Below are 20,524 nucleotides of genomic sequence, written 5' to 3' on the forward strand. Positions count from 1 at the left end.
GCGTCCGGATCTTCAAGATCCACCTCCAGGTGGGCGAGTTCGTCGCCGACGACCCCGTCCTCGACCCGGTGTGGGGCATCCTCGAGGACGCCGGGACGCCGGTGACCGTGCATGCCGGCTCGGGCCCGGTCGGCAACGAGTTCACCGGCCCGGACTCGGTGGCGCGCCTGCTGCGTCGGCACCCGCGCCTGCGGCTGCTCGTGGCGCACATGGGAGCGCCGGAGTACGAGGACTTCCTGGTGCTCGCCGAGCGCTACGAGAACGTCCACCTCGACACCACGATGGTCTTCACCGACTTCTTCGAGCACGACGCCGCGTATCCGCCCGCGCTGTTGCCGCGACTGCTGGACCTGCAGCCCAAGGTGCTGCTCGGCTCCGACTTCCCCGCGATCCCGTACGCCTACCACCACCAGCTCGAGAGCCTGGCCCGGCTGGAGCTGGGTGACGACTGGCTGCGCGACGTGTGCTGGCACAACGCCGTCCGGCTGATCGGGCATCCGGCCGCAGATTCTTGAGGTGAGGGATCTTCCCCCCGCAGGTCCGGAGGTGTTGGACTGTGCGTCGTCCCACCACCACCTCCGAAGGAGAACCATGCGTGCTCGTCTCCTGACCCTCGCCGTCGCCACCCTGGCCGGCCTGGGTCTCGTCGTACCGGCTTCGCCGGCTTCCGCCAGCACCGGCGGAACCGTCGACGGCGACACCCACCCCAACGTCGCCCTGATCGCGTTCTACGACGCAGAGGGCCGGTTCCGCTGCTCGGCGACCCTGATCAGCCCGACCGTCCTCGTCACCGCCGCCCACTGCACCTCGGGCACCCTCGGCAAGACCCTCGTCACCTTCGACAGCGTGGTCGCCGAGGCGCCGCCGTCCCCGCTGCCCGACGCCGCGGACCCGTCGGTCGGCTACACCGGCGAGGAGCTCACCGAGGCCGGATTCCTCTGGGGCACCGCCTCGACCCACCCGGAGTACAGCGACTTCACCGACCTGGACAACTGGAACGACGTCGGCGTCATCGTCCTCGACCAGCCGGTCACCGACATCGCACCCGCCCCGCTCGCCGACCTGCACGCGGCCGACGCCATCAAGCAGCCGCGCCGGACGCTCTTCACCGCCGTCGGCTACGGCACCGAGGTGCGTCAGGCCGAGTCGGGCTCGCAGAAGCCGACGCCGATGAGCTACCCGATCCTCCGCCGCTACGTCGAGATGCCGGGGCAGAAGATCACCCCGCAGGTCATCCAGACCAACGGCAACGAGAACGACCCGTTCGGCACCGGAGGCACCTGCTTCGGCGACTCCGGCGGCTCGCTGTGGCTCGACGGCAAGGTGGTCGGCGTGACGTCGTACGGCTACACGCAGAACTGCCGCTACCTCGACGGCTACCAGCGCATCGACGTCCCGGTCGTCGCGGACTGGCTGGCGGGCTTCCTGGAGGACTGAGGAGCCCTGAGGCGACGAGACCGGCGTGGTCCGCGCGATGCGCGGGCCACGCCGGTCCTCTCATGAGTGGAGCTGCGGGGAATCGAACCCCGGTCCTCGAGCGCCGAGCCAGGTCTTCTCCGGGTGCAGTCTGCGCTGGCGTGTTCTCGGTCCCGGCGCTCGCACAGACACGTCGCCGACAGACCCAGCCGGGTTTGAGTCCCGCGTCACCCTCCCGGCGAGAGCGACGCAGCAAGTCTCCTAGATGACGCCTGGGTCCGGGACGGAGACGGATGCCCGGTCAGACGCTTCGATCACTGCTCAGGCAGCGAGAGCGAAGGAACTGCGCTTAGCGTTGGCAGTTATTGGTTTCCAGCGATCGTTTACGAGATGACGCTGGCTTCTCGACCCGCTTCCCCTGGAACAAACGTCCCAAGTCGAAACCGATCAGCCCCTCTTGAGTTGTGTCGACCCTCAGGTCTCCCTGATGAGTCTACTGGTCCACAACGACAGCGCCCCACCGGTTTAGTCCCGAGACCCAGGATCGGCCGCCAGCCGTGTGTCTGCCGGGCGTCCGGGTACCGCTGGGACACTCCCACAACCGGTGGGCGAGGGAAAGGAACCCAGTCATGGGCATGCTCTTGTGGATCGTCGCGGCTGTCCTGGTGATCGCCGGCATCGTCACCCTGCTGCAGGGCAGCGTCGTGCTCGGCATCGTGCTGATCGTTCTCGGACTCCTGGTCGGCCCCGGAGGCGTCTCGATCTTCAACGGACGCGGGCACACCGTCTGATCGACCTGATCGACGCGACGCGCGGGCCGGCGGCTAGGACGCCGCGGCCCGCGCGATCGCGTCGGCGACAGGTACGTCGCCCCCGACGAGGTTCCATTGGCGGTGCACGCTCTCGGGGCGGTCCACCACGGCGGCCAGCACCGCCGCGACATCGGCCCGGGTCACGTCGCCCCGCGCCACGTCCGACCCGAGAGCGATCAGACCGGTGGCCGGAGCGTCGGTCAGCCGGCCGGGACGAAGGATCGTCCAGTCCAGTGCTGTCGCGCGCAACGCCGCGTCGGCATCGCGCTTCGCGGCGACGTAGGCCGCCCACACCGGGTCGGCATCCGGCGCGACCGGTCGGTCGACGTCGATCGCCGACACCTGCACGAACCGGCGGATGCCCGCACTGGAGGCCGCGGCTGCGGACTTCAGCGAGCCCTCCAGGTCGACGGTCCGCTTGCGTGCGGCGTTGCCGTCCGGCCCGCCGCCGGCGCTGAACACGACCGCGTCGCAACCGTCGAACGCCCTGGCGAAGTCGGCGACGTCGTCGTTCTCGATGTCGAGCAGGCGCACCTCGGCGCCCGCTGCCTCGAGTGCTACCCGCTGCTCCGCGCGACGCACCAGTGCCACCGGCCGATGGCCGGCTGCGACCAGCAACGGGTGCAGCAGGCGGGCGATCTGTCCGTGACCTCCGACGACGGCGATGCGCATGGCCCCCAACCTACGTGCATCGAGAGCGCCGGGCGTCGCGGTCGCGCTCCTGGCCGGTGGCATCCTCCTGCTCGCCGACTGACGTTCACCCGCGCCTCCCCGCCGGGCCACCTGCGGGTGGTCGGCTGCGGCCATGACCCGGACCCGCCTCCTCGGGAGGACCCTCATGACCGCTGCCGCCTCCACCGTTCTCGCCCTGGGCGTCGTCGCAGCCCCGGCCGACGCCGTCGCCGAGCGCGACCACGACCGGCACCCGGCCGGCGAGCCGCTCGTGATCGCCCACCGCGGCGCATCGGGCTACCGTCCCGAACACACCCTGGCCGCCTACCGCCTCGCGATCCAGCAGGGTGCCGACTACGTCGAGCCCGACCTCGTCTCCACCAAGGACGGCGTGCTCGTCGCCCGCCACGAGAACGAGATCAGCGGAACGACCGACGTCGCCGACCACCCGGAGTTCGCCGACCGGCGCACCACCAAGACGATCGACGGCGTGTCCGTCACCGGCTGGTTCACCGAGGACCTCACGCTGGCCGAGCTCAAGACGCTGCGCGCCAAGGAGCGGCTGCCGAAGGTCCGGCCCGACAACACCCGCTACGACGGCCAGTTCGAGATCCCCACGCTCGACGAGGTCATCCGGCTCGTGAAGCGTGAGTCGGGCCGCGCCGGGCGCAGGATCGGCATCGCGCCCGAGACCAAGCATCCGACGTACTTCGACTCGATCGGGCTCTCCCTCGAGGAGCCGCTGGTCACCACGCTGCGCCGCAGCGGCCTGGACCGGCCGAACGCGAAGGTCGTCGTCCAGTCGTTCGAGACCGGCAACCTGCGCCAGCTCGACACGATGACGCAGGTGCCGCTGGCGCAGCTCGTCGACGGCAGCGGCGCGCCGTACGACCTCGTCGCGTCCGGCTCGACCACCACCTACGCCGACCTGGTGAAGCCGGCGGGCCTCGCCGACATCGCGACCTACGCCGACTGGGTCGCGCCCGCCAAGAACCTGATCGTCCCCCGTGACAGCAGCGGCGCCATCGGTGCGCCCAGCCCGCTCGTCGCCGACGCGCACGCGGCCGGGCTGCGGGTGGTGACCTGGACGATGCGGGTGGAGAACCAGTTCCTGCCCACCAACCACCGCATCGGCACCGACCCGAACGCGAAGGGCGACCTCGCCGGCGAGATCGAGGCCTTCCTCGACGCGGGCGTCGACGCGCTGTTCTCCGACAACCCCGACATCGCGGTCGAGACCCGGGACGGCTGGCTGGCGGGCGAGGGCGCGGCCTGACGTCGTCCCTCGTCTAGATTCGCGGCATGGCGGACTGTGTCTTCTGCACCATCGTCGCGGGCGAGGCCGAGGCCGACATCGTCCTCGACGAGCCGGATCTGCTGGGATTCCTCGACCGGCGACCGGTCTTCAAGGGCCACGTGCTGCTGGTGCCGCGCGACCACGTCGTCACGCTGCCCGACCTCCCGGCCGGGCAGCGCGACGGCTTCCTCGCCGCGGCGCAGCGTCTCGCGACCGCGGTCGTCGAGGGACTCGGCGCGCAGGGCAGCTTCGTGGCGATGAACAACGTCGTCAGCCAGTCGGTGCCCCACCTGCACCTGCACGTCGTCCCCCGCACCAAGGGGGACGGGCTGCGCGGCTTCTTCTGGCCGCGCACGAAGTACGCCGCCGGGGAGTCCGCGGACTACGCCGGCCGTCTGCGTGCGGCGCTGGGGTCGTAGGCTGCGGCCGATCAGACCGGACTCGAGCTGGAAGAGCTGAGGTAAGCAGAATGGGCCGTTTCGACGGGCGCGTCGCCGTCATCACCGGAGCCGCACGAGGGATCGGGTTCGGCACCGCCACCCGCTTCGCCGAGGAGGGCGCCTCGGTCGCCATCGTCGACCTGGACGAGACCGCCGCCGCGGAGGCAGCGGCCAGGCTGCCGCTGGTCGAGGGCGCCAAGGCCATCGGCGTCGGAGCCGACGTCGCCGACGGAGCGTCGGTGGACGCCGCCATCGAGCGCGTCGTCACGGAGCTGGGCGGCATCCACATCCTCGTCAACAACGCCGGCATCACCCGCGACAACCTGCTGTTCAAGATGACCGAGGAGGACTGGGACCTCGTCATGGGCGTCCACCTCAAGGGCGCCTTCCTCATGACCAAGGCCGCGCAGAAGCACTTCGTGGAGCAGAAGTACGGCAAGGTCGTGAACATCTCCAGCACCTCCGCGCTCGGCAACCGCGGTCAGGCCAACTACTCGGCCGCCAAGATGGGGATCCAGGGCTTCACCCGCACCCTCGGCATCGAGCTCGGCCCGTTCGGCATCAACGTCAACGCGGTCGCGCCCGGCTTCATCGCCACCGAGATGACCGACGCCACCGCCGCCCGACTCAAGATGGACGTCGACGAGTTCCGGCGCCTCAACGCGGAGGCCAACCCGGTCAAGCGCGTCGGCGGCCCCGAGGACATCGCGGCCGCCGTGACCTTCCTCTCGAGCGACGAGGCGTCGTACATCACCGGCCAGACGCTGTTCGTCGACGGCGGCATCTCGCTCGGCGTCTGATCGTCGCGGTCGCCGAGTCGGGTGGGTGCGAGTGACCTCTGGGTCACTCGCACCCACCCGACTGTCATTCGAACCAGAGGTCGGCGGTGGCCAGCGCGGTGACCTGGTCCAGGGTGAGCGGGGGCTCGTCGGCGATCACGTCCGGCGCACGCGGCTCGGGGTCGGAGGTGTTGAACGCCGAGACGTCGACCATCCAGCCGTCCGGAGCGAACAGACCGGCCCAGTTGCCCATGAACCCGCTGGTGTCGGAGCCGTCCCCGCCGTCGCCGGAGCGCGGCCACAGCCAGGATCCGTCGGCGAGCTCGCGGCAGTCGGGTGTGCCGCACGCCTTCTCCGCCGAGTACGCCGTGCGCTTGGCAAGGCAGGCGGGGGTCTCGGCACACTTGCGCTCGCGCGCCATGCTGACCCACGAGATGCACTCCTGCTCGGGAGTCAGCTCGACCTCGCGGGTCAGGGGTACGTCCGTGCGGTCGACCGTTCGGTCCGGCGGCCGGGCGGTCCTGATCGCCTGGTTCCACGTCTTCTTGTCCGCATCGACCAGCGACGCATCGCAGCCGTCGGGCCTCGGGCCGGGGGCGGGGGCCCACCGCGCAGGGTCGATGCTCATGTCATAGATCCGGACCTCGACGGCCGCGCCGTCGAGGTCCAGCCCGATCTCCAGGCCGCGCTGGAACGGCGAGTCGGGCTCGTCGGAGACAGGCGTCGTCGTGACGTCGGTGACTTCGCCGTCGGGCAGATGGTCGAGCAGCCGCTGCACCAGCACGTCGTCGGCGGCCAGGCTGCGCTGGTCGTTCGGCGTGCGGGGCGAGATCGCCACCGCCGGATCCTGCGCGGTCCGGTCGTCGCCGCCGAGCCCGGCCTGCCACGCGACGCCCCCGAGGACGAGGACAGCGGCGGTGCCGAGGGCGCTGAGCGCCACGGCACGACGTCGACGGCGGCGACCGCGGCGCATTCCGCCTGCCACCAGGCCCGCCACATCGGGGTCGAGCCGCTCGGCAGCGCGCTCGAGGACGGTGGTCAGCTCGGTCTCGTTCATCGCAGAACCTCCTTCCGCATCCGCGCGAGTGCGCGCATGCTCCGATTGCGGACAGCCCCGCTGGTGAGCCCGAGGACGCCGGCCACCTCGTCGACCGACAGGTCCTCCAGGTGCCGCAGCACCACGACCGCCCGGTCCACGGGCGCCAGCTCGGCCAGTGCGTCGGTGAGCGCGAGCCGCAGGTCCGTCGTCTCGGCGTGGTCGGCGGTGCCCTCCGCCTCGAGACCCGGCAGGTCGGCGTACGGCGTCTCCGTGCTGCTGAGTCGACGGCGCCCGCTGATGAAGGTGCGGGTCAGCACGGTCTGTGCGTAGGCCGCCGGGTTGTCCAGACGCGGACCGAGCCGGCGGTGCATCCGCAGGTACACCTTCGCCAGCGTCTCCTGGACCAGGTCCTCGGCCTCCGCGCGGTGGCCGCACAGCAGCCAGGCGGAGCGGTAGAGATGCGGCGTCCGCGCACGGGCGAACTCCTCGAACGGGTCGGGCACGGGATCGATCATCGCTCTCCTGGATCGGGCTGTTGTCTCTTCGACGCCTCGGGGACGGCGGGTGTCACACAGGCGGCGACACGCGGGGCCGGCTCCGCGGTCTAGGGACGGTGTGGGACAGACTTGCCACGTGCGTCCTTCAACTCTTCGCAGCGCCCTGCCCGCCTCGCTCGTCGTGCTGAGCCTCGCGCTCGCCGGGTGCGGGGGCGGTGACGACGGGGAGAAGAAGTCGGGTGGCAAGAGCGACACGCCCACCTCGGCCAGCCCGACCCCGGCGCCGCCGGCCACCTGGCCGCTCACCGGCGAGCTGACCGACGGCGGCGCGGACCCGGCGCGCAAGCACCCGGCGTACATCGTCAAGATCGACAACTCCTCGGCCAGCGACCCGCAGATCGGCGTGGGCAAGGCCGACCTGGTCGTCGAGGAGTTGGTGGAGGGCGGGATCACCCGGCTCGCGGTGTTCTACTACAGCAAGCTGCCCGAGAAGGCCGGCCCCGTCCGCTCGATGCGACTCACTGACATCGGCATCGCCAAGCCGCTCGGTGCCTCGATCGTCACCTCGGGTGCCGCGCCGGTGACGCTCAACGGCCTGCGCAAGGCGGGCATCAAGTTCCTCGACATGAACAACCCCAATGTCGTGCGGATCAACGACGGCACGCACGACTCGCTGCACAGCGTGATGGCGAACCTCAAGAAGATCGGCGCCGGCGCGCGCGGCGACGCCAAGCGGCCCGACGACTACCTGCCCTTCGGCGACACGCCGCTCCCGGCCGGCGCCCCCGCGACGACGATCGACGTCCAGCTCTCGGGCGGGCGCACCTCGCACTGGAAGCTCGAGGGCCAGAAGTACGTCCTGCAGAACGGCTACATGCCCGAGGGAGACGTCTTCAAGCCCGACACGGTCATCGCGGCGACGGTGCGGACCACGCTGGCGCCCTACACCGACCCGGCCGGCAACCCGGTGCCGGTCTCGCACTTCGAGGGCAAGGGCAAGGCGGTCATCTTCCACGCCGGCCAGGCGATCGACGTGACCTGGGAGAAGGCCGACGAGGGCGCGGAGCTGAGCTTCAAGGACGCCGCGGGCAACGAGATCGAGATCCCGGCCGGCCGCACCTGGCTCGAGCTGGTCCCCGGCAAGGGAGCCGCCGCGACGGGGTCGGTCTCCTACCGCTGAGATCAGGCGTCGTCGCCGAGCGTGCTCGGCATGGCGACGCCCTGCTCCACGAGGCTCTGCACCCCGGCCAGCAGGAACCCGATCGCGCCCTCCACCCGGCGGGCCGCGGCCTCGGGGTCGGCGGCGGTCGCGACGGATTCGCCCGCTGAGGACATCGCCCCGAAGAAGATCCGCGCGAAGGTCTGCAGCATGTCCTCGTCGAGGTCCCACGAGCCGGCGTCGAGGGTGGCGCGCACGATCTCCACGATGTTGGCGAAGGTCGAGCGCTCCTCCTGCTCGCGGTAGCGCTCGTAGCCGAGGACCGCGGGACCGTCCTGGATCACGATCCGGCGGTACGTCGTCTCCTGGACGACGTCGAGGAACGCCCGCAGCCCGACGGTCGCCTTGCGCCAGGGGTCCTTCTCCCCGCGCAGCGACTTCTGGATCCGCTTGGCGGCCTCCTGCTCGACCCGCTCGAAGACGGACTCGAAGAGCGCCTGCTTGCCCGAGAAGTGGTGGTAGAGCGCGCCCTTGGTGACGCGCGCCCCGGACACGATCGCGTCGAGCGAGGTCGCGGCGTAGCCCTTCTCGGCGAACAGCCGCTCGGCCACGTCCACCAGTGCCCGCTTCGTGGAGGCGGAGTACGACGCCCGCCGCGATCCGCCGGACACGGTGGGCACGGGGACCTTGGGCACGAGTTTGGACACCGATGCCTTCGCCACCGGACCAGTCTAGGCGGGGCGTGACGGCCGTCACGGCCTCGGGTGTGCGGGATCACGGTGTCGTGCCATTGGGCGTACCGACGGTCTGCTCCATACTCGAAGTACGTACCAGCGGTATGTCGGATACCCCGAGTTCCGGACGACCGCCGATCGAACAAGGAGTGCTGACCATGACCTGGAAGGCCTTTCACAACAGGGGCGAGACCCTCCGCTCCGTCATCGCGACCTCTGCCGTCCGCCGCGACGGCCTGCTGCCCATGGACGTCGACGGGGTGAGCGTCGCGTTCCGCGACGAGCTCGACCTGCTGGCCGCCCTCACCCTGAAGTGGCACACCCGTCTGTCCGGCCAGATCGAGCGGATGCTCGCCCACCAGCCGATGGACCTCGAGGAGGCCGTCGAGATCGCGTGGAGCAACACCGCCCACGAGCTGCCCGGCGTGCGGATGATCATCGACCACTACAGCGCCCATCCCCTCGACGACGCCATGGCGTCGGCCATGGACGCGGCCGCGTTCAAGGAGCACCACCTGCTGGCCGTGATGGCCGGACGCACGAGCATCGGCGACGACGCCGCCGGCCGGATCGGCGCCGAGATCGAGGAGCGCGCCCGCCTCGTGCACCGCGGCACGCCGATGATCTCCCCGGAGACGGCGTACGACGAGCCCGAGGTCCGCGGCAGCCTCCTCGAGCGGCTGCGGGCGGTGGTCGCCGCCTGAACCCTCCGCGCGCGAGGGATGATGGGCCCATGTCGAGCGAGCTGCGCGCCGGGTCCCTGCTGCTGGCGTCCGCCGAGCTGCTCGACCCGAACTTCCTCGACACCGTCGTCCTGCTCCTCGACGTCAACGACGACGGTGCGCTCGGCGTCGTCCTCAACCGACCGACCGCGCTGCCCGTCTCCGAGGTGCTGGGGGAGTGGGGCGAGGTGGTCGAGGAGCCCGAGGTCCTCTTCCAGGGCGGCCCCGTCGCCCCCGACGGAGCACTCGCGGTCGCCCTGGCGGCGCCGGGCGGGGAGAACGCCGCCGGCTTCCGACCGCTGTGGGACCGGGTCGGCCTGCTCGACCTCGACACCCCGCGCGAGCTCGTCGTGGGCAGCGTCGACCGGCTGCGGATCTTCGCCGGGTACGCCGGCTGGGGCGCCGGGCAGCTCCAGGGCGAGATCGCCGAGGGTGCCTGGTTCGTCGTCCCCGGCCACGTCGACGACGTCTTCGCCGGGGACACTCGCGACCTCCGGCGCCGGGTGCTGCGCCGCCAGCCGGGCGACCTCGCCCTGCAGGCCACGCGCCCGGCGGATCCTGAACTGAACTGACGAGCGACTAGACTGACGGACGTGACCACGATCGGATTCTCGACAGACACGGACGTCCGCGAGGACCGCCGTACCGTCCCGACCGACGAGGGCGACCACGAGCGTTTCTCCCACTACGTGGAGAAGGACAAGCTCACCGAGGCCATGGTCATGGGCACGCCGGTCGTCGCCCTGTGCGGGAAGGTCTGGGTGCCGAGCCGGGCGCCGGAGAAGTTCCCGGTCTGCCCGGACTGCAAGGAGATCTGGGAGGGCATGTCCGACGACGGCCCGGAAGGGTCCGGTCCCGACGCATGACCTCGCTCGGTCCGGCGTGGCCGGAGCGGGCAGCCTGGGGCACGGCGCCGTCGCTGCGTGCCTGGCAGTCCGCTGCGCTCGACGACTACCTCGCCCGCAATCCCCGTGACTTCCTGACCGTGGCGACGCCCGGCGCCGGGAAGACCACCTTCGCGCTCACCGTCGCCGCCGAGCTGCTCGGCCGGCGTCTGGTCGACCGGCTCGTCATCGTCGCGCCCACCGAGCACCTCAAGCTCCAGTGGGCCGAGGCCGCGGCCCGCGCCGGCATCCCGATCGACCCGACCTACTCGGCGGGCTCGGGCAAGATCTCCAGCGACTACGTCGGCGTCGCCGTCACCTACGCCGGGGTCGGCGTCAACCCGCTCGCGATGCGGATCCGGACCGAGCGGTTCAAGACCCTGGTGATCCTCGACGAGATCCACCACGCCGGCGACTCGATGAGCTGGGGCGAGGGCGTGCGCGAGGCGTTCGAGCCGGCCGCGCGCCGCCTGGCCCTGACCGGCACGCCGTTCCGCTCCGACATCAACCCGATCCCGTTCGTCACCTACGCGCCCGGCGAGGACGGAGTGCCGACGTCGGTCGCCGACTACACCTACGGCTACTCCGAGGCCCTGGCCGACCACGTCGTGCGCCCGGTCCTGTTCCTGGCCTACTCCGGCCAGATGAGCTGGCGCACCCGTGCCGGCGACGAGGTCGCCGCGTCGCTGGGCGAGCCGCTCACCAAGGACATGACCTCGCAGGCGCTGCGCACCGCGCTCGACCCGAACGGCTCGTGGATGCCGTCGGTGCTCGCCGCCGCGGACAAGCGGCTGTCCGAGGTGCGCCGCCACATCCCCGACGCGGGTGGTCTGGTCATCGCCTCCGACCAGGACAGCGCCCGCGCCTACGCCAAGCTGCTCAAGCAGATCAGCGGCGAGTCGGCGACCGTCGTCCTCTCCGACGAGAAGGCGTCGTCGAAGAAGATCTCGTCGTTCAGCGAGAACGACTCGCGCTGGATGGTCGCGGTCCGGATGGTGTCCGAGGGTGTCGACGTGCCGCGCCTCGCGGTCGGCGTCTGGGCGACCACCACCTCGACGCCGCTCTTCTTCGCCCAGGCCGTGGGCCGCTTCGTGCGCGCGCGCAGGCGCGGCGAGATCGCGTCGGTCTTCCTCCCCTCGGTGCCCAACCTGCTGGGCTTCGCCGCCGAGCTCGAGGCGCAGCGCGACCACGTCCTCAAGCGTAAGGTCAGCAGCGACGGCGACATCTTCGCCGCCGAGGAGGACCTGATGAACCAGGCCAACCAGGGCGACGGCGCCTCCGACGAGCTGGAGATGATGCCCTTCGAGGCGCTCGGGTCGGAGGCCCGCTTCGACCATGCGCTGTACGACGGCGCGCAGTTCGGCCACGAGGGCGAGGTCCGCGTCGGCTCCGACGAGGAGATGGACTTCCTCGGCATCCCGGGCCTGCTGGAGCCCGACCAGGTCAGCGCACTGCTGCAGCAGCGACAGGCGGACCGCCGTCGTACCCGAGGCCCCGAGCCGTCCGGGCGCGACGAGCGTCCTGCCGACACTGTCGCCGAGGTCACCACCCACGAGCACCTCGGCCTGCTGCGTCGCGAGCTGAACTCCCTCGTCGCCTCCTGGCACCACCGCACCGGCCAGGCGCACGGGATCACCCACGCCGCGCTGCGCAAGGAGTGCGGGGGACCGGCCGCGGCGGTCGCGAACGCCGACCAGCTGCGGAAGCGGATCGACCGGATCCGGGAGTGGGCGGTCCGCAAGACCTCCTGACCCGGCGGAATCCGGCTCAGGCGAGGCCGCGCATCACCGTGCGCAGGCACGCCACCCAGCGCGCGGCGGGATCGTCGCCGAGGGAGCCCCGAAGCTCGAGCGAGGCCAGACCCTCGCACATCGCGTGGAAGGCCCAGGCGGCCTCGGCCCCGCTCGTGGCCAGGCCGGCGTGCGCGCACGCCCGGTCGAGGAGTCCTACGAGCTGCCCGAGGGCGCCGCGGCGCGCCCGGTCGAAGCCGGCCGCCACCTCCGGGTCGACCGCGCCGTCGCGGAAGGCGATCCGGAAGAGCGCGGGATGCCCGGTCGCGAACCTGCGGAAGCTCTCGGCGCCGGCGCGGACCGCGTCCTCCATCGGGTCGTCCGTGCTGGGCTGAGCGGCCACGTCGGCCGCCAGGAGCTCGAAGCCACGGGTGGCGAGCGCGACCACCAGTCCGTCCTTGGACCCGAACACGGAGTAGACCGCGCGGGTCGACGTACCGGTCGCGTCGGCGACGCGGCGCACCGAGACGGCCGGGAGTCCCTCGGCCTGGGCGATCCGCTCGGCCGCGTCCAGGAGCGCCTCCGCGGTGTCGTGGCCGTGGGAGCGGGGTCGGCCCATCGGTTGACGTCCTTTCGTGACAGCGTTACGTTACAGCGTACCGGATCTCGGGCGGACCGACCGGAAGGGGCCTCTCGTGAAGGACGTCGAGCTGTTGGCGTACGACGACGCGGGCGCCGGCCCGCCGCTGGTCCTCATCCACGGCCTGACCTTCGCCCGGCAGACCTGGGCGCCGATCGTCGACGCGCTCGCGGATCGCTTCCGCTGCCTGAGCATCGACCTCCCCGGGCACGGGGCGTCGACGGGCTCGGGAGCCGAGCCCGCGGTCGTCGTCGACCGCCTCAGGGCCACCCTCGAGAGCGCCGGCGTCTCGCGTCCGGTCGTGATCGGCCACTCGGCGGGCGCTCTCGTCGCGGTCGGGTACGCCGCACAGCACGCGGTCGCGGGGGTGGTCGACGTCGACCAGCCGCTGTTGGTCGGCCCCTTCGCGGCACTGTTGCAGCAGAGGGAGGGGGCGCTGCGCGGCCCCGACTTCGCGACCGCCTTCGCGCCCTTCGAGCAGAGCATCGGGGTGCACCTGCTTGCCGAGCCGGAGCGCACCCGGGTCGCCGCCACCCGTCGCGTCGAGCAGGACCTGGTCCTCGATCACTGGGCCCTGCCGTTGAGCACTCCTCCCGCCGAGATCCAGCCGCTCGTCGACGCCATGCTGGACGCGATCGACGCGCCCTTCCTTTACGTCTCCGGCGAGGAGGTGCCGCCGCCGGTCCGCGACCACCTGGCCGCCCACCTGCGGCGCCTCGAGCTCGTCGCCCTGCCCGGCTCGGGTCATCTGGTCCACCTCGCGCACCCCCGGCGCTTCGCGGAGGCGGTGGCCGACTTCGCCACCCGGCGAAGAAGGCATGCCTAACTTAGGCTAGCCTCTACTTCGTGACCACGGTTCTCGAAGGACGCGACCTGGTGCTGGGCTACCAGCGCGACACGGTGGTGCACGGGGTCACCGTGCGTCTCGTGCCCGGCGAGGTGACCGCGCTGATCGGTCCCAACGGCAGCGGGAAGTCGACGGTGCTGCGCTCGCTCGCCCGGCTCCACCCCGTCGCCGAGGGTCGGATCACCCTCGACGACAGCGATGCCGCGCCGCTGAGCGCGAAGGAGTTCGCGCGCCGGGTCACCCTCCTCTCGCAGTCGCGTCCCCATCCGTCGGGGCTCGAGGTGCGCGACGTCGTGGCCTTCGGCCGCCACCCGCATCGGGGCCGCTTCGCCGGCGCGAGCGACGCGGATCGCGCCGCGATCGACCGCGCGATGCAGGTCACCGGCGTCGACGCCATGGCCGAGCGTCCCGTCGACCAGCTCTCCGGCGGGGAGCTCCAGCGGGTCTGGCTGGCCACCTGCCTGGCGCAGGACACCGGCGTGGTCCTCCTCGACGAGCCCACCAACCATCTCGACCTGCGCTACCAGGTCGAGACCCTCGACCTGGTCCGCGACCTCGCGGACCGGCACGGGACGGCGCTCGGCGTCGTCCTCCACGACCTGAACCATGCCGCCACCGTGGCCGACCAGGTCGTGCTCCTGCACCGCGGCGTCGTCCGCGCGGTCGGCGCACCCGCCGACGTACTGACGGCCGAGCACCTCACCGCCGTCTACAGACTGCCCATCCGCTGCCTCGTCGACCCCGACACGGGGACGGTGCGGGTGGAGGCCCAGGGCAGGCACCACCAGCGGCGCCCCTGACCGTCGCACCGACCCACCGCTCCACCAAGTCAGCCCAACCGTCACCCCCACCAGCCACCAGTGAGGAACCCGATGAAGACCCGACCGATCGCTGCCGCCCTGGCTCCCGTGGCGGCCCTGCCGCTCGGCCTGCTCCTGGCCGCGTGCGGCACCACCGACACCGGCGCCGACGCCGCGGAGCCGAAGGCCAACGACTCCGCCGAATGCTCCGCCGACGAGACCAAGACGTCCACCGGCCCGGTCGAGCTGACCGACAGCTACGGCCGCACCGTCGAGCTCGACAAGCCGGCCGAGCGGGTCGCCGTGCTCGAGTGGCAGCAGACCGAGGACCTGCTCAGCCTGTGCGTGACGCCCGTCGCCGTGGCCGACCCCGACGGCTACGCCACGTGGGACACCGCGGAGAAGCTTCCCGAGGGCGTGACCGACGTCGGCACCCGGGGGGAGCCCAACCTCGAGACGCTCTTCGGGACCGACCCCGACCTGGTCATCGTCGAGGCCTACACGCCCGACGACGAGATCCTCAAGCAGCTCGCGAAGTACGACGTCCCGGTGCTCGCCACGAAGGGCGCCGACGCGAAGGACCCGGTCGCCAACATGCTCGCGACCTTCGACCTGATCGCACAGGCGACGGGCCGCGAGGAGCGGGCCGAGGTGGTCGTGGACGGGTTCAACGCCCACCTCGCCGAGGCCAAGGAGAAGGTCGCCGACGCCGAGACCACGGACTTCGTCTACTTCGACGGCTGGATCCAGGGCGGCAACGTGTCGATCCGTCCCTTCGGCCAGGGCTCCCTCATGGGCGAGCTGGGCGAGGAGCTCGGGCTGACCAACGCCTGGAAGGGCGAGGTCGACGAGGCCTACGGCCTCGGCCAGACCGACATCGAGGGCATGAGCGAGCTCGGCGACGCCACCTTCTTCTACACCGGAACCACCGACCCCGAGGGCGACGTCAACGCCGCCCTGGCCGAGAACGCCGTGTGGCAGAAGATCCCCGCCGTCGCCGAGGGCCGCGCGCACGCGTTCCCGTCCGGCGTGTGGACCTTCGGCGGCCCGCGCACGGCCGAGCAGGTCATCGACGCCTACGTCGACCTGCTCACCAAGTAGCCGGACCAGGTAGCCGGACCGGGTAGCGCACCATGAGCGTCGAGCAGCAGCAGCCCACCGTGGGCGGGCCCTCCGCGCCCCGATCGACCTCCGGCCGGCCGGCGGCGCTCGGACGCGGGGGAGTGACCGGTGCCGCCGGCGCCCTGCTGCTGCTCGTCGCCGCGCTGGTCGCGGTCTCCGTCTGGCACCTGACCCAGGGCACGTCCGCGATCGGCGCGGGCGACCTGCTCCGGTGGTTGAGCGGTGACCGCGACGCGGGTGCGGGAGCCGACGCCGGCGACGTCCTGATCGGTTCCCGCGTGCCGCGCCTGGCCGCGGGGATCGCCGTCGGCTTCGCGCTCGGCGTCGCCGGTGCGCTCCTCCAGTCGCTGGCGCGCAACGCGCTCGCCTCACCCGACACCCTCGCCGTCACCGGCGGGGCCTATCTCGCGGTGACCGCGGTGGCCGCCCTCGGGCTCACCCTTCCGATCTGGGCCTCGGGACTCACCGCGTTCGCCGGCGGCTCGCTCGCCGCCCTCCTGGTCCTCGGCCTCGCCGGCGGCGCCGGTACGGCGACGACCCGCCTCGTGCTCGCCGGCTCGGCCGTCGCGCTCGCCCTCCAGGCAGCGACGTCGACCCTGCTCATCCTGTTCGAGGAGGAGACCACGAGCCTGTTCGCCTGGGGGAGCGGCTCGCTCAGCCAGCTCGGGCTGCGCGCCTTCCAGCAGGCGGCGCCCGTCGTGGTCGTGTGCACCGCGGCGGCGCTCCTCCTCGCCCGCCGACTCGATCTGCTGGGTCTCGGCGACGACAGCGCGGCGGTGCTCGGCGTACCCGTCCGCTCGACCCGGGCCGCGGGCACCGTGCTCGCCGTCCTCCTGACCGCCGCCTCGGTCACCCTGGCGGGGCCGATCGGCTTCGCCGGCCTCTTCGCTCCCGTCATCGTCCGCCTCGCCGGGCGGGTGCTGCCGGCGCTGAACCGGCACGCCGTGCTCATCCCCGCCGCGGGGCTGACCGGCGCCCTCGTCGTCGTCCTCGCCGACGCCCTCCTCCGCGCCGCGCTGGGCGCGGACGAGGCGATCTCGGTGCCGACCGGCATCGCCACCACGCTGGTCGGCGGATTCGTGATGATCGTGCTGGCCCGGCGCAGCCGCGACTCCGGCCCCACCCGCCAGCCGGCCGCGGCGCGGGTCCGCGTCGGCACCCGGACCCGCTTCGTCGTCGTCCTCGTCGCGACGGGCACGGTCGCGGCCGCGGTCGTCCTGCTCGGGCTCCTGGCGGGCGACACCTGGCTGCGCGCCGGCGACCTCGCGCTGTGGATGCGGGGCGAGGCCGCCCCGCTCATCCAGTTCGCGCTCGACGAGCGGGCCCCCCGGGTCGCGGCGGCGGTGCTCGGCGGAGCCGCCCTCGCCCTGTCCGGCGCGATGGTCCAGGCGACCTGCCGCAACCCCCTGGCCGAGCCCGGCATCCTCGGCATCACCGGCGGCGCCGGGGTCGGCGCCGTCGTCGTGGTGACGGGTGCGGGCATGTCGCAGGCGGCCGGCAACACCGCCATCCTCGTCGGCGCGGTGCTCGGCGCGCTCACCGCCTTCGCCCTGGTCTACGGGCTCTCCTGGCGCCGCGGCCTCGACGCCGACCGGCTGCTCCTCATCGGCATCGGCACGTGGTACAGCGCCGTGGCGCTCACCACCTTCCTGCTCGTGCGCTCCAACCCGTGGGACACCCCGCGGATCTACACCTGGATGTCCGGGACGACGTACGGCCGCACCTTCGACCAGGTGCTGCCCGTCGCGGTCGTGCTCGCCGTGGCGCTCCCGCTCGCCTGGCTGGTCCGCCGCGAGCTGGACCTGCTCGCGCTCGACGAGGACACGCCTCGTCTAGTCGGCGTCCGCCTCGAGACCCTCCGCCTCGTCGTCCTCGTCACGGCCGCGCTGCTGGCCGCGACGAGCGTGGCCGCGGTCGGCGTGGTCGGCTTCGTCGGCCTCGTCGCCCCCCATCTGGCGCGGGCGCTGGTCGGTGGCCGGCACGCCCGCTCGGTCCCGGTGGCCGTGCTCGTGGGCGCGGTCCTGCTCGGGGTCGCCGACCTCGTCGGCCGGACCGTGATCGGGCCGGCGCAGATCCCGGCGGGGCTGGTGGTCGCCCTGATCGGCGCGCCGTACTTCGTCTACCTGCTGGCCCGCTCGCGCGCCTGACTCATCCCTGGAAGGGGCGTACGCCGGGGCCCGGCCGGGTGGCGACCCGGCGCGGGTCGTCGACGGCGTGGCCCGCGGCGCAGCGGACCTCGACGTGCACCGGCTCCTCGCAGTCGCGGTGCACGAACACCGTCGGCGGGCCGCCGGGGTCGGCGAGGTGCCGGTCGCCCCAGTGGCTGATCGCCAGCAGGATGGGCTGGAGCTCGAGGCCCTTGGCGGTGAGGCGGTACTCGTGGCGGGTGCGGGCGCCGTTCTCGCGGTAGGGCTCCTTGCGCAGGATGCCCTCGTCGACGAGCGTGGCGAGCCGGTCGGTGAGCACCTGGCGCGGGACGGCGGCGTGGCGGCGGATGTCGTCGAAGCGCCGGACGCCGAGGAAGATCTCGCGCAGCACGACCACGGTCCACCGCTCCCCGAGGATGGCCATCGCCCGGCCCAGGGTGCAGTTGTCGACCGACCAGGAGAGGGCGGGGGGACGCGACGCGGTCGCCGTACTGCTCATCGCTCCAGCATAGGGCGACCCAGGTCTCATTGACAGACTCAGCCTCCCGCTGGTCTGATGGCTCCATGACTGAGTCCGCGACCAAGACCCAGATCGACCCGTCCGTCCTCGACGGGTTCGAGCAGATGCAGGCGATCCGCGACGGGCTGCTCCCGCGCGCGCCGATCGCCGACACCCTGGGCTTCGCGGGCATGGACGTCCCCGAGCGGGGGACCGCGGTCTTCGAGCTCGACCCCCAACTGCGCCACTACAACCCGATCGGCAGCATGCACGGCGGCGTCTTCGCCACCCTGCTCGACTCGGCCTGCGGGTGTGCGGTCCACTCGACCCTGGCCGTGGGCGAGGGCTACACCTCGCTCGACCTGACCGTGAAGTTCCTCAAGGCGGTCACCGTCGACTCCGGCCGGCTGCGGGCCGTCGGGACGGTGCTGCAGCGCGGCCGGCGTACCGCCCTCGCCGAGGCGAAGCTGTACGACGGCCGCGGTCAGCTGGTCGCCTACGCGTCCAGCACCTGCATGATCTTCAGCTGAGGCTAGGCCAGGTCGCCGAGGAGCTCGGCCTCCGCCTCCTCGGGAGAGTGCGGGGCGGGCGCCTCCTTGCCGTGCAGTGCGCTGTCGATGGTGCGGGCGCCGGCCGCCAGGATCGCGACGCCGACGGCCACGGCGATCCCGCCGAACCAGAACGGGGCACCGGTGCCCTGGTGCTCGGCGAGCTTGAGGGCGACGTACGGGCCGACGGCGCCGCCGGTGAACCGGACGAAGGAGTACGCCGCGGACGCGACCGGGCGCTCGACCGGCGCCGCGCCCATGACGGCCTCGGTGACCAGGGTGTTGATGACGCCGAGGAACGCGCCGGCCACGATGATGCCGACGATCACGATCGCCGGAGTCTCGGCGCCCACGGCGATCGCGACGAGGTCGAGGGCGAACAGGGCGAGGGCTCCGATGAGCGCGGGCAGGGTGCCGACCCGGCGCTGGACCCACGGGGCCAGCGCGACGGACGCGACGGCGAGCAGGATGCCCCAGCCGAAGAAGATCCAGCCGATCTCCATGATCCCGGCCTCGGGCAGCGCGAACGGCCCGGCGGCGAGGAGGGAGAAGAAGCCGAGGTTGTAGCAGACGGCGACCGCGGCGAGCACGGCCAGCGCCGGGTGGGCGAGCGCCTTGAACGGGTCGGCGAGGGTCGTGCGCCGCGGCGCGGGCGGGGTGGTCGGCAGGAAGATCGCGGTCGCGACGAGGGCGACGGTCATCAGCACCGAGACGCCGAAGAACGGGCCGCGCCAGGACTGCTCGCCGAGCAGGCCGCCGACGAGCGGGCCGGAGGCGATGCCGAGACCGAGGGCGGCCTCGAACAGGATGATCGCCTGGGCCAGCGAGCCCTTCGAGGCGCTGACGATCGTGGACAGCGCGGTCGCGATGAACAGCGCGTTGCCCAGGCCCCAACCGGCGCGGAAGCCGATCACGGCGCCGACCGAGCCGGACATGCCCGCCAGCCCGGCGAAGACGATGATCAGGGCCAGGCCGGCCAGCAGCGTGCGCTTGGCGCCGATGCGGGTCGAGACCACGCCGGTGATCAGCATCGCCACGCCCATGACCGCCATGTAGCTGGTGAACAGCAGGGACACCTGGCTCGGCGTCGCCTCGAGCCGGGCCGCGATCTCCTTGAGGATCGGGTCGACCAGGCCGATGCCCATGAACGCGATGACGCAGGCGAACGCGACGGCCCACACCGCGCGGGGCTGGCGCAGGAACGAGCCGGAACTGGTGTCGGGGTGGGCGTGATCGGTGGTCACGAGCTTCCTTCCGTGCTGGTGGTGCTGGCCGTGCTGATCGGGTTGCTGGGTTCGAGGACGGCTCGGAGCACCGAGACGGCGGTGGCGAGGTCGTCGGGGGAGAGGTCGGTGCGACGGGCGAGCCGCTCGGAGACGAGGGCGGCGTTGAGCCGGCGGATCCGGCGCAGCTCGGTCCGCCCGGAGTCGGTGAGGGCGACCAGGCTGCCGCGGGCGTCGGCCGGGTTCGGCTGCTTGGTGACCCAGCCGAGGTCGACGAGCTGGTTGACCTGGCCGGTCATCGTCGGCTGGGAGCACCGGTCGGCCTGGGCCAGCGCCGTGACGCCGAGCGGCCCGGTCTCGTCGAGGATCGAGAGGACCCGGGTGGCGGCGCTCGGGGCGTGCTCGCGCCGGACCAGGCGGACCAGGCGGGCGGCGTACACCGCGAGGTCGCTGCTCAGGCTCTCGGCGGCGGGGGTGCTCACCTCGCCAAATTTATATCGGAAACCTATGTAAGTCG

Annotated in this window: 24 protein-coding genes and 1 other RNA gene; 16 read left to right on the plus strand and 9 right to left on the minus strand. The window is 72.2% G+C overall.

Annotation, left to right across the window (positions count from 1 at the left end):
* The coding region (locus tag FHP29_RS22860; protein WP_240044554.1) for an amidohydrolase family protein at positions 1 to 515 on the plus strand (515 nt) is incomplete at its 5' end.
* A 76-nt stretch (positions 516 to 591) separates the two neighbouring features.
* Positions 592 to 1,437, plus strand: coding sequence for a S1 family peptidase (locus FHP29_RS16525; protein ID WP_139623980.1), 846 nt, complete (start codon positions 592 to 594; stop codon positions 1,435 to 1,437).
* Positions 1,438 to 1,501: 64 nt separating this feature from the next.
* Here FHP29_RS16525 and ssrA read toward each other — a convergent pair.
* Positions 1,502 to 1,871, minus strand: a transfer-messenger RNA (tmRNA) gene (gene ssrA / locus FHP29_RS16530).
* Between the two features lie 174 nt (positions 1,872 to 2,045).
* Between ssrA and FHP29_RS22065 the strand changes: the two genes are divergently transcribed.
* Positions 2,046 to 2,207 (plus strand): GPGG-motif small membrane protein, encoded by a 162-nt coding sequence (locus tag FHP29_RS22065; RefSeq protein WP_192904034.1) that lies wholly within the window; start codon positions 2,046 to 2,048, stop codon positions 2,205 to 2,207.
* Positions 2,208 to 2,240: 33 nt separating this feature from the next.
* Here the strand turns inward: FHP29_RS22065 and FHP29_RS16535 are convergent, their stop codons facing one another.
* Complete coding sequence (locus tag FHP29_RS16535; protein ID WP_139623981.1) at positions 2,241 to 2,900, minus strand: NAD(P)H-binding protein; 660 nt, start codon at positions 2,898 to 2,900, stop codon at positions 2,241 to 2,243.
* A gap of 133 nt (positions 2,901 to 3,033) precedes the next feature.
* Between FHP29_RS16535 and FHP29_RS16540 the strand changes: the two genes are divergently transcribed.
* The 3 genes from FHP29_RS16540 to FHP29_RS16550 are packed head-to-tail and all read left to right on the plus strand — an operon-like array spanning position 3,034 to position 5,437.
* On the plus strand, positions 3,034 to 4,176 hold the full coding sequence (locus tag FHP29_RS16540; protein ID WP_205014196.1) for a glycerophosphodiester phosphodiesterase: 1,143 nt from the start codon (positions 3,034 to 3,036) through the stop codon (positions 4,174 to 4,176).
* A 26-nt stretch (positions 4,177 to 4,202) separates the two neighbouring features.
* Positions 4,203 to 4,616 (plus strand): HIT family protein, encoded by a 414-nt coding sequence (locus FHP29_RS16545; RefSeq protein WP_139623982.1) that lies wholly within the window; start codon positions 4,203 to 4,205, stop codon positions 4,614 to 4,616.
* Positions 4,617 to 4,666: 50 nt separating this feature from the next.
* Positions 4,667 to 5,437 (plus strand): SDR family NAD(P)-dependent oxidoreductase, encoded by a 771-nt coding sequence (locus FHP29_RS16550; RefSeq protein WP_139623984.1) that lies wholly within the window; start codon positions 4,667 to 4,669, stop codon positions 5,435 to 5,437.
* 64 nt (positions 5,438 to 5,501) lie between these two features.
* On the opposite strand, the gene FHP29_RS16555 is transcribed toward FHP29_RS16550, so the two are convergent.
* Positions 5,502 to 6,473, minus strand: coding sequence for a hypothetical protein (locus tag FHP29_RS16555; RefSeq protein ID WP_139623986.1), 972 nt, complete (start codon positions 6,471 to 6,473; stop codon positions 5,502 to 5,504).
* Positions 6,470 to 6,970 carry a SigE family RNA polymerase sigma factor gene (locus FHP29_RS16560; RefSeq protein WP_139623987.1) on the minus strand — a complete coding sequence of 167 codons (501 nt, stop codon included), beginning with the start codon at positions 6,968 to 6,970 and terminating at the stop codon, positions 6,470 to 6,472. Before FHP29_RS16560 ends, FHP29_RS16555 begins: the two co-directional genes overlap by 4 nt.
* A 118-nt stretch (positions 6,971 to 7,088) precedes the next feature.
* On the opposite strand from FHP29_RS16560, the gene FHP29_RS16565 reads away from it, so the two are divergent.
* Positions 7,089 to 8,132 carry a DUF3048 domain-containing protein gene (locus FHP29_RS16565; protein ID WP_158296606.1) on the plus strand — a complete coding sequence of 348 codons (1,044 nt, stop codon included), beginning with the start codon at positions 7,089 to 7,091 and terminating at the stop codon, positions 8,130 to 8,132.
* A 2-nt stretch (positions 8,133 to 8,134) separates the two neighbouring features.
* Here FHP29_RS16565 and FHP29_RS16570 read toward each other — a convergent pair whose 3' ends face one another.
* On the minus strand, positions 8,135 to 8,833 hold the full coding sequence (locus FHP29_RS16570; protein ID WP_139623989.1) for a TetR/AcrR family transcriptional regulator: 699 nt from the start codon (positions 8,831 to 8,833) through the stop codon (positions 8,135 to 8,137).
* A gap of 170 nt (positions 8,834 to 9,003) precedes the next feature.
* Here FHP29_RS16570 and FHP29_RS16575 point away from each other — a divergent pair, with 170 nt between their 5' ends.
* From FHP29_RS16575 to FHP29_RS16590, 4 genes are read left to right on the plus strand one after another with little or no spacing between them, the layout of a single operon-like run.
* Positions 9,004 to 9,549 (plus strand): hypothetical protein, encoded by a 546-nt coding sequence (locus FHP29_RS16575; RefSeq protein WP_139623990.1) that lies wholly within the window; start codon positions 9,004 to 9,006, stop codon positions 9,547 to 9,549.
* Positions 9,550 to 9,578: 29 nt separating this feature from the next.
* Positions 9,579 to 10,139: a YqgE/AlgH family protein gene (locus FHP29_RS16580; RefSeq protein ID WP_139623991.1), complete on the plus strand. Its 561-nt coding sequence runs from the start codon at positions 9,579 to 9,581 to the stop codon at positions 10,137 to 10,139.
* A 30-nt stretch (positions 10,140 to 10,169) separates the two neighbouring features.
* Entirely contained in the window at positions 10,170 to 10,433 is a 264-nt protein-coding gene (locus FHP29_RS16585; RefSeq protein ID WP_139624310.1) for a DUF3039 domain-containing protein, read from the plus strand.
* Complete coding sequence (locus tag FHP29_RS16590) at positions 10,430 to 12,202, plus strand: DEAD/DEAH box helicase (RefSeq protein ID WP_139623992.1); 1,773 nt, start codon at positions 10,430 to 10,432, stop codon at positions 12,200 to 12,202. The genes FHP29_RS16585 and FHP29_RS16590 overlap by 4 nt, the downstream gene beginning before the upstream one ends.
* Before the next feature lie 16 nt (positions 12,203 to 12,218).
* On the opposite strand, the gene FHP29_RS16595 is transcribed toward FHP29_RS16590, so the two are convergent.
* A complete protein-coding gene (locus FHP29_RS16595; RefSeq protein WP_139623993.1) occupies positions 12,219 to 12,800 on the minus strand; it encodes a TetR/AcrR family transcriptional regulator in 582 nt (193 codons plus the stop codon).
* Positions 12,801 to 12,876: 76 nt separating this feature from the next.
* Here FHP29_RS16595 and FHP29_RS16600 point away from each other — a divergent pair, with 76 nt between their 5' ends.
* From FHP29_RS16600 to FHP29_RS16615, 4 genes are all read left to right on the plus strand, one after another.
* A complete protein-coding gene (locus FHP29_RS16600) occupies positions 12,877 to 13,647 on the plus strand; it encodes an alpha/beta fold hydrolase (protein ID WP_158296607.1) in 771 nt (256 codons plus the stop codon).
* 20 nt (positions 13,648 to 13,667) lie between these two features.
* Positions 13,668 to 14,468 carry an ABC transporter ATP-binding protein gene (locus tag FHP29_RS16605; RefSeq protein ID WP_139623995.1) on the plus strand — a complete coding sequence of 267 codons (801 nt, stop codon included), beginning with the start codon at positions 13,668 to 13,670 and terminating at the stop codon, positions 14,466 to 14,468.
* Between the two features lie 72 nt (positions 14,469 to 14,540).
* Positions 14,541 to 15,569, plus strand: a complete 1,029-nt coding sequence (locus FHP29_RS16610) for an iron-siderophore ABC transporter substrate-binding protein (RefSeq protein WP_139623996.1) — start codon at positions 14,541 to 14,543, stop codon at positions 15,567 to 15,569.
* 32 nt (positions 15,570 to 15,601) lie between these two features.
* Positions 15,602 to 17,737: an iron ABC transporter permease gene (locus FHP29_RS16615; RefSeq protein WP_139623997.1), complete on the plus strand. Its 2,136-nt coding sequence runs from the start codon at positions 15,602 to 15,604 to the stop codon at positions 17,735 to 17,737.
* Between the two features lies 1 nt (position 17,738).
* On the opposite strand, the gene FHP29_RS16620 is transcribed toward FHP29_RS16615, so the two are convergent.
* Positions 17,739 to 18,236: a winged helix-turn-helix transcriptional regulator gene (locus FHP29_RS16620; protein ID WP_139623998.1), complete on the minus strand. Its 498-nt coding sequence runs from the start codon at positions 18,234 to 18,236 to the stop codon at positions 17,739 to 17,741.
* Positions 18,237 to 18,301: 65 nt separating this feature from the next.
* Here FHP29_RS16620 and FHP29_RS16625 point away from each other — a divergent pair, with 65 nt between their 5' ends.
* The gene (locus FHP29_RS16625; RefSeq protein ID WP_139623999.1) at positions 18,302 to 18,766 is read left to right on the plus strand and encodes a PaaI family thioesterase; all 465 of its coding nucleotides are present in this window, start codon (positions 18,302 to 18,304) and stop codon (positions 18,764 to 18,766) included.
* 2 nt (positions 18,767 to 18,768) lie between these two features.
* Here the strand turns inward: FHP29_RS16625 and FHP29_RS16630 are convergent, their stop codons facing one another.
* Complete coding sequence (locus tag FHP29_RS16630) at positions 18,769 to 20,028, minus strand: MFS transporter (RefSeq protein ID WP_139624000.1); 1,260 nt, start codon at positions 20,026 to 20,028, stop codon at positions 18,769 to 18,771.
* Positions 20,025 to 20,489: a MarR family winged helix-turn-helix transcriptional regulator gene (locus FHP29_RS16635; protein WP_192904035.1), complete on the minus strand. Its 465-nt coding sequence runs from the start codon at positions 20,487 to 20,489 to the stop codon at positions 20,025 to 20,027. The genes FHP29_RS16630 and FHP29_RS16635 overlap by 4 nt, the downstream gene beginning before the upstream one ends.
* Positions 20,490 to 20,524 lie beyond the last annotated feature (35 nt).

Source organism: Nocardioides albidus (assembly GCF_006335005.1).
GTDB classification, from domain to species: domain Bacteria; phylum Actinomycetota; class Actinomycetes; order Propionibacteriales; family Nocardioidaceae; genus Nocardioides; species Nocardioides albidus.

What these genes read in the sequence shown, in the direction of transcription:
- FHP29_RS16525 (WP_139623980.1), top strand. Translation starts at nt 592, where the DNA reads ATGCGTGCTCGTCTCCTGACCCTCGCCGTCGCCACCCTGGCCGGCCTG.
- FHP29_RS22065 (WP_192904034.1), top strand. Translation starts at nt 2,046, where the DNA reads ATGGGCATGCTCTTGTGGATCGTCGCGGCTGTCCTGGTGATCGCCGGC.
- FHP29_RS16535 (WP_139623981.1), bottom strand. Translation starts at nt 2,900, where the DNA reads ATGCGCATCGCCGTCGTCGGAGGTCACGGACAGATCGCCCGCCTGCTG.
- FHP29_RS16540 (WP_205014196.1), top strand. Translation starts at nt 3,034, where the DNA reads ATGACCCGGACCCGCCTCCTCGGGAGGACCCTCATGACCGCTGCCGCC.
- FHP29_RS16545 (WP_139623982.1), top strand. Translation starts at nt 4,203, where the DNA reads ATGGCGGACTGTGTCTTCTGCACCATCGTCGCGGGCGAGGCCGAGGCC.
- FHP29_RS16550 (WP_139623984.1), top strand. Translation starts at nt 4,667, where the DNA reads ATGGGCCGTTTCGACGGGCGCGTCGCCGTCATCACCGGAGCCGCACGA.
- FHP29_RS16555 (WP_139623986.1), bottom strand. Translation starts at nt 6,473, where the DNA reads ATGAACGAGACCGAGCTGACCACCGTCCTCGAGCGCGCTGCCGAGCGG.
- FHP29_RS16560 (WP_139623987.1), bottom strand. Translation starts at nt 6,970, where the DNA reads ATGATCGATCCCGTGCCCGACCCGTTCGAGGAGTTCGCCCGTGCGCGG.
- FHP29_RS16575 (WP_139623990.1), top strand. Translation starts at nt 9,004, where the DNA reads ATGACCTGGAAGGCCTTTCACAACAGGGGCGAGACCCTCCGCTCCGTC.
- FHP29_RS16580 (WP_139623991.1), top strand. Translation starts at nt 9,579, where the DNA reads ATGTCGAGCGAGCTGCGCGCCGGGTCCCTGCTGCTGGCGTCCGCCGAG.
- FHP29_RS16590 (WP_139623992.1), top strand. Translation starts at nt 10,430, where the DNA reads ATGACCTCGCTCGGTCCGGCGTGGCCGGAGCGGGCAGCCTGGGGCACG.
- FHP29_RS16595 (WP_139623993.1), bottom strand. Translation starts at nt 12,800, where the DNA reads ATGGGCCGACCCCGCTCCCACGGCCACGACACCGCGGAGGCGCTCCTG.
- FHP29_RS16610 (WP_139623996.1), top strand. Translation starts at nt 14,541, where the DNA reads ATGAAGACCCGACCGATCGCTGCCGCCCTGGCTCCCGTGGCGGCCCTG.
- FHP29_RS16615 (WP_139623997.1), top strand. Translation starts at nt 15,602, where the DNA reads ATGAGCGTCGAGCAGCAGCAGCCCACCGTGGGCGGGCCCTCCGCGCCC.
- FHP29_RS16620 (WP_139623998.1), bottom strand. Translation starts at nt 18,236, where the DNA reads ATGAGCAGTACGGCGACCGCGTCGCGTCCCCCCGCCCTCTCCTGGTCG.
- FHP29_RS16625 (WP_139623999.1), top strand. Translation starts at nt 18,302, where the DNA reads ATGACTGAGTCCGCGACCAAGACCCAGATCGACCCGTCCGTCCTCGAC.